The following is a 4,765-nucleotide window of genomic DNA, read 5'->3' as shown; positions in this document are numbered from 1 at the left end:
TATCTCTTTTCATATGCAATAGTTAAACGATGAGGGAAAAGGATTTTTTAATTGACAATCTAAAGCAATTTATATAATTATTCTGCGTGTTCCCTGTCTCGGGGAGTACATAAAATAACGTATTCAATATATAAGAACTCATAAGAAACGAATTTGTAAAGGAGGTATGGGGATGTCGGAACAAAAGGTAATGAATCGTTGGTTGGTGGTTGTAGGCGCAATCCTGATGCAGTTGTGTCTTGGGGCCATCTATGCGTGGTCCGTGTTTACCCCGAAGCTGGTCGATAAGGCCGGTAAATACGGGTTTAGTGCGACTCAGGCGGCATGGATCTTTTCTGTGGGCATCCTTGTTTTTGCCTTTACCATGATTATCTCCGGAAGAATGATGGCCAAAGTGGGGCCAAAGAGATTATCGGTCGCGAGCGCGATTGTCCTCGGAGGCGGCTATGTCCTCGGAGGTTTATTCGGGAGCACTTTTATAAGTCAGCTCATTTTGATCGGGTTCGTTGGTGGTATCGGGATCGGCCTCGGTTATGTTGTCCCGATTGCCGTCGGCGTCAAATGGTTCCCTGACAAAAAGGGTCTTGTAACCGGTCTTGCAGTGGCCGGCTTCGGTTTCGGGGCAACCATGTGGGTAAAATCGGCGGGTAGCTGGTTCCGCCTTCTTGATAATCTCAATTTCTTCGGTCTCGGCGGTGTTCAGAGCGTTTTTCTTCTATACGGGGTCATCTTTTTCATCCTTATTTTTCTGGGAAGTATCGTTATGATCGACCCGCCTGCCGGTTATGCTCCTGCAGGATGGAAACCGCCGGATCCCGCCGCGGGCGGTTCAGCATCGGGTACGGTGGATTTCATGCCCGGTGAAATGATGAAGAAACCGCAGTTCTATATGACGTGGCTTACATTCCTGTTCTCATCAATGGCAGGGCTCATGGTCATCTCCTGTATTGCCCTGCTTGGCATGGATGCCCTCAGCGCGAACGGAATGGCAAAGGATGTGGCGCGCGGTGTTGCCGGTACTGCCATGGCATGGTATGCAATCCTGAATGGATTAGGCCGTATCGTATGGGGATCCGTTTCAGACAAGATCGGCAGGAAGGTGGCCATATTCCTGATGTGCCTGTTCCAGGGTATCATTATGTTCCTTTTCTACAAAATGAGTGGTACCGCTGCGACGCTTATCGTAGGCGCATGTATTATCGGTTTTAACTTTGGCGGAAACTTTGCCCTCTTCCCGGCTATTACTGCTGATTATTTCGGTAATAAGAACGTTGGACTCAACTATGGGTATGTCTTTGTATCCTATGGCATCGCGGGTGTTCTCGGACCGCAGATTGCCGGCTTTTTCAAAGATGCAGCCAAAGGGAGCACCGACCCGGCAGTGTGGATTACTCCTCTGATGATCGCCGGCGTGGCATGCTTTGTGGGTGCCTTTATTACGTTGCTGCAGAAGCCGCCGAAAAAGGCGTAAAATTCTAATATCGAGGCGAATTGTAGACGAGGCGCCGGCATATACCGGCGCCTTTGTTTCTTACCTGGTTCAACATGACGAAAAATCTCAATAGACAATAACCCGAATATTCGCAAACATATTCAAAATCATTAAAAAATATCTTGACAAAAATCATTAAAATCGTTTAATATACCGAAGTTTTTCGCATTGTACCAATATCCCTTAACAAAATGAGGGATTATTTTTTTGGAGGTCTCGATGCCTACTATTAACCAATTAGTAAGGCGAGGGAGAGAAGCTGTCAAAAAGAAGAGTTCTTCTCCTGCCCTTACAGATTGCCCACAGAAGAGAGGAGTTTGCGTAAGAGTATATACGACCACTCCCAAAAAACCAAACTCCGCATTACGGAAGGTAGCCCGTGTAAGACTTACAAACGGTATCGAAGTGACCACCTATATACCGGGGATAGGACATAACCTGCAGGAACACTCCGTGGTGTTGATAAGGGGCGGCAGGGTAAAAGACTTGCCCGGTGTCCGGTATCATATTATCAGGGGTTCTCTGGATGCGAGCGGCGTGGTAAACAGAAAGAAGAGCAGATCGAAATACGGCGCCAAGAGACCGAAGCAATAAAGGAGTATTTTCATGCCAAGAAAAGGACATGTCTCAAAGAGAGAAAAACTGCCTGACCCGAAATATAACGACTTGCTCGTGCAGAGGCTTGTAAGCTGCGTCATGCTGGACGGGAAAAAGAGTACTGCAACGGGTATTGTATATGGTGCATTCAATCTTATCGAAAGCAAGCTCAAGGACGAACCGTTAAAGGTTTTTCATAAGGCAGTTGAAAATATCAGGCCTGAGATAGAGGTGAAAGCGAGACGCGTCGGCGGGGCAACATATCAGGTGCCCGTTGAGGTAAGGTTGAACAGGAAACTCTCTCTGGGCATCAGGTGGCTCATCAGGTATGCGCGGGAGAGGTCAGAGAGAACGATGGTCGAAAAGCTCGCAGGAGAGATCATCGATGCATATAACAACAAGGGCGGTGCCGTAAAGAAGAGGGAGGATACCCACAAGATGGCGGAAGCCAACAAGGCTTTTGCCCATTACAGATGGTAGTATATTCGTTATGAATCAAAATGTAAGAAATGTTGGGATCATGGCTCATATTGATGCAGGGAAAACGACTGCTACTGAGCGGATGCTGTTCTATACAGGGGTAAATAACAGGATCGGGGAAGTTGATGACGGCGCCGCGACGATGGATTGGATGGAAGAGGAAAAAGAACGGGGCATCACTATCACCGCAGCGGCCACCACATGTTTCTGGAATGACCACAGGATAAACATTATCGACACACCGGGCCATATCGATTTTACAATAGAAGTAGGCAGGTCATTGAGGGTTCTCGATGGAGCTGTGGCGCTCTTCTCAGGGGTAGAGGGCGTTGAGCCGCAATCCGAAACTGTCTGGAGGCAGGCAGATCGCTACGGCGTGCCAAGGATAGGTTTCGTGAACAAGATGGACAGACCCGGGGCTGATTTCCGGAAATGCATTGCCATGATACAGGAAGTATTAAAGGCCAATCCGCTGGTCCTGCAGTTACCGATCAAGGAAGGAGATGAATTCCTTGGTGTTGTAGATGTGATGGCCCAAAAAGCGATCCTTTACGACAAGGACAGGCTTGGATATGAATATTCCCTCTGCGACATACCGTTACATATGGTCAATGAGGTTCATGCGGCACGGGAAAGAATGATGGAAACGCTTTCCGAGATCGACGACGACCTCATGTCACGGTTTCTGGAAGGTGATGAGATCGAAGAGAGCGAGATCAAGAGGGTTATACGTAAGGGGACTCTAAATGGGAACATACTGCCGGTGCTGTGCGGCAGTGCCTTTAAAAACAAAGGTATCCAGCCGCTTCTTGACGCGATAGTGGATTATCTCCCGGCGCCTCTGGATATCTCGCCGCATAACTGCTGGACAGAAGACGGGGAAGAGAAGACCCTCGTCGGCACAAAGGATGAAAAGTTCAGCGGACTCGTTTTTAAGATCATGAATGACCCATTTGTCGGCCATCTGAGCTATATCAGGATCTATTCAGGTGAATTGAAAACAGGCGACACCGTTCTGAATACAACAAAATTGAAAACGGAACGGATCGGCAGGATCATGAGGCTCCATGCAAATAAAAGGGAAGAGGTAAAAAAGGTAGAGGCCGGAGATATTTGTGCAATTGTCGGTTTGAAAGGCGCCTCAACGGGTGATACGCTCACGAACCCCGACATGCATATATCTTTCGAGACGATAGAGGTTCCATCGCCTGTCGTTTCCTGTGCTATCGCGCCGAAAAAGAAGGATGACCTCAAGAAGATGTGGCTTGTCTTCAATAAATACACCGTCGAAGACCCATCACTCACCGTGAGACTTGATAATGAAACAGGAGAGGTGATCCTCTCCGGTATGGGCGAGCTTCACTTAGAGATCATTATGGACAGGGCGAAGAGAGAGCATAACCTTGAAATGCTTTCTTCACCTCCGCAGGTAGCCTATCGGGAGGCCATTACAAGGCATACGACAGGAACGGGCAAGTATATCAAGCAATCCGGGGGGCGCGGTCAATACGGCCATGTCGTCCTGCAGGTATCTCCCCATGAGGGGGCCGGATTTATCTTTGAAAATAAGACCGTGGGCGGTGTCATACCCCGGGAATATATCTCCAGTATAGAGGCGGGGATTAAAGAGACCCTGGAAAAGGGCACCACATACGGATACCCGTTAATCGACATAAAGGTTGAGCTCTTGGATGGTTCTTATCACGAAGTGGATTCATCGGAGCTTGCGTTCAAACTCGCCGGATCCATCGGTGTAAAGGATGCCATAGCAAAGGCGAACCCTGTCCTCCTGGAACCTGTCATGAAGGTCGATATTAATGTCCCCGGAGATTTTATCGGGTCGGTCATCAGCGACATCTCATCGAGGAGAGGCAGGATCGCTGAGATTGGTGACAGGAACGATTTCAAATCCATTCTCGCCTACTTACCGTTAGACGAGATGTTTGGCTATACAACAAGACTTCGTTCGGTAACCCAGGGAAGGGGCTATTACAGTATGGAATTTTTTCATTATGCCCCGGTGCCACAACATATCTATGAAAATGTTTTAAAAAATAGAGATAAAAATCAAACGGAGGTTCTCTATGGCTAAGAAAAAGTTTGAGAGGACAAAACCCCACGTGAACATCGGAACGATCGGACATATCGATCACGGGAAGACGACCCTGACGTCTGCCATCACGAGGTGTCTTGCCA

5 protein-coding genes are annotated in these 4,765 nt (G+C 48.1%); all 5 read left to right on the top strand.

The annotated features are described in order from the left end of the window. The first annotated feature begins 172 nt into the window (after positions 1–172). On the top strand, positions 173–1,471 hold the full coding sequence (locus PHU49_14795; protein ID MDD5245274.1) for an OFA family MFS transporter: 1,299 nt from the start codon (positions 173–175) through the stop codon (positions 1,469–1,471). A gap of 240 nt (positions 1,472–1,711) precedes the next feature. Beyond that, the gene (rpsL, locus tag PHU49_14790; GenBank protein ID MDD5245273.1) at positions 1,712–2,086 is read left to right on the top strand and encodes a 30S ribosomal protein S12; all 375 of its coding nucleotides are present in this window, start codon (positions 1,712–1,714) and stop codon (positions 2,084–2,086) included. 12 nt (positions 2,087–2,098) lie between these two features. Further along, on the top strand, positions 2,099–2,569 hold the full coding sequence (gene rpsG, locus PHU49_14785; GenBank protein ID MDD5245272.1) for a 30S ribosomal protein S7: 471 nt from the start codon (positions 2,099–2,101) through the stop codon (positions 2,567–2,569). Positions 2,570–2,579: 10 nt separating this feature from the next. Further along, the gene (gene fusA / locus PHU49_14780) at positions 2,580–4,661 is read left to right on the top strand and encodes an elongation factor G (protein MDD5245271.1); all 2,082 of its coding nucleotides are present in this window, start codon (positions 2,580–2,582) and stop codon (positions 4,659–4,661) included. Then, positions 4,654–4,765, top strand: a 112-nt coding sequence (locus PHU49_14775) for a GTP-binding protein (protein MDD5245270.1), incomplete at its 3' end; no start/stop codon positions are given. The genes fusA and PHU49_14775, both read left to right, overlap by 8 nt.

Source organism: Syntrophorhabdaceae bacterium, assembly GCA_028713955.1.
GTDB lineage: Bacteria > Desulfobacterota > Syntrophorhabdia > Syntrophorhabdales > Syntrophorhabdaceae > UBA5609.
Note: the sequence above shows the minus strand (reverse complement) of the source record. Positions and strands in the feature narration are given on the sequence as shown.

Excerpts from the sequence above, each read along its gene's own strand:
- rpsL (MDD5245273.1), top strand. The coding sequence starts at position 1,712 with ATGCCTACTATTAACCAATTAGTAAGGCGAGGGAGAGAAGCTGTCAAA.
- PHU49_14795 (MDD5245274.1), top strand. The coding sequence starts at position 173 with ATGTCGGAACAAAAGGTAATGAATCGTTGGTTGGTGGTTGTAGGCGCA.
- fusA (MDD5245271.1), top strand. The coding sequence starts at position 2,580 with ATGAATCAAAATGTAAGAAATGTTGGGATCATGGCTCATATTGATGCA.
- rpsG (MDD5245272.1), top strand. The coding sequence starts at position 2,099 with ATGCCAAGAAAAGGACATGTCTCAAAGAGAGAAAAACTGCCTGACCCG.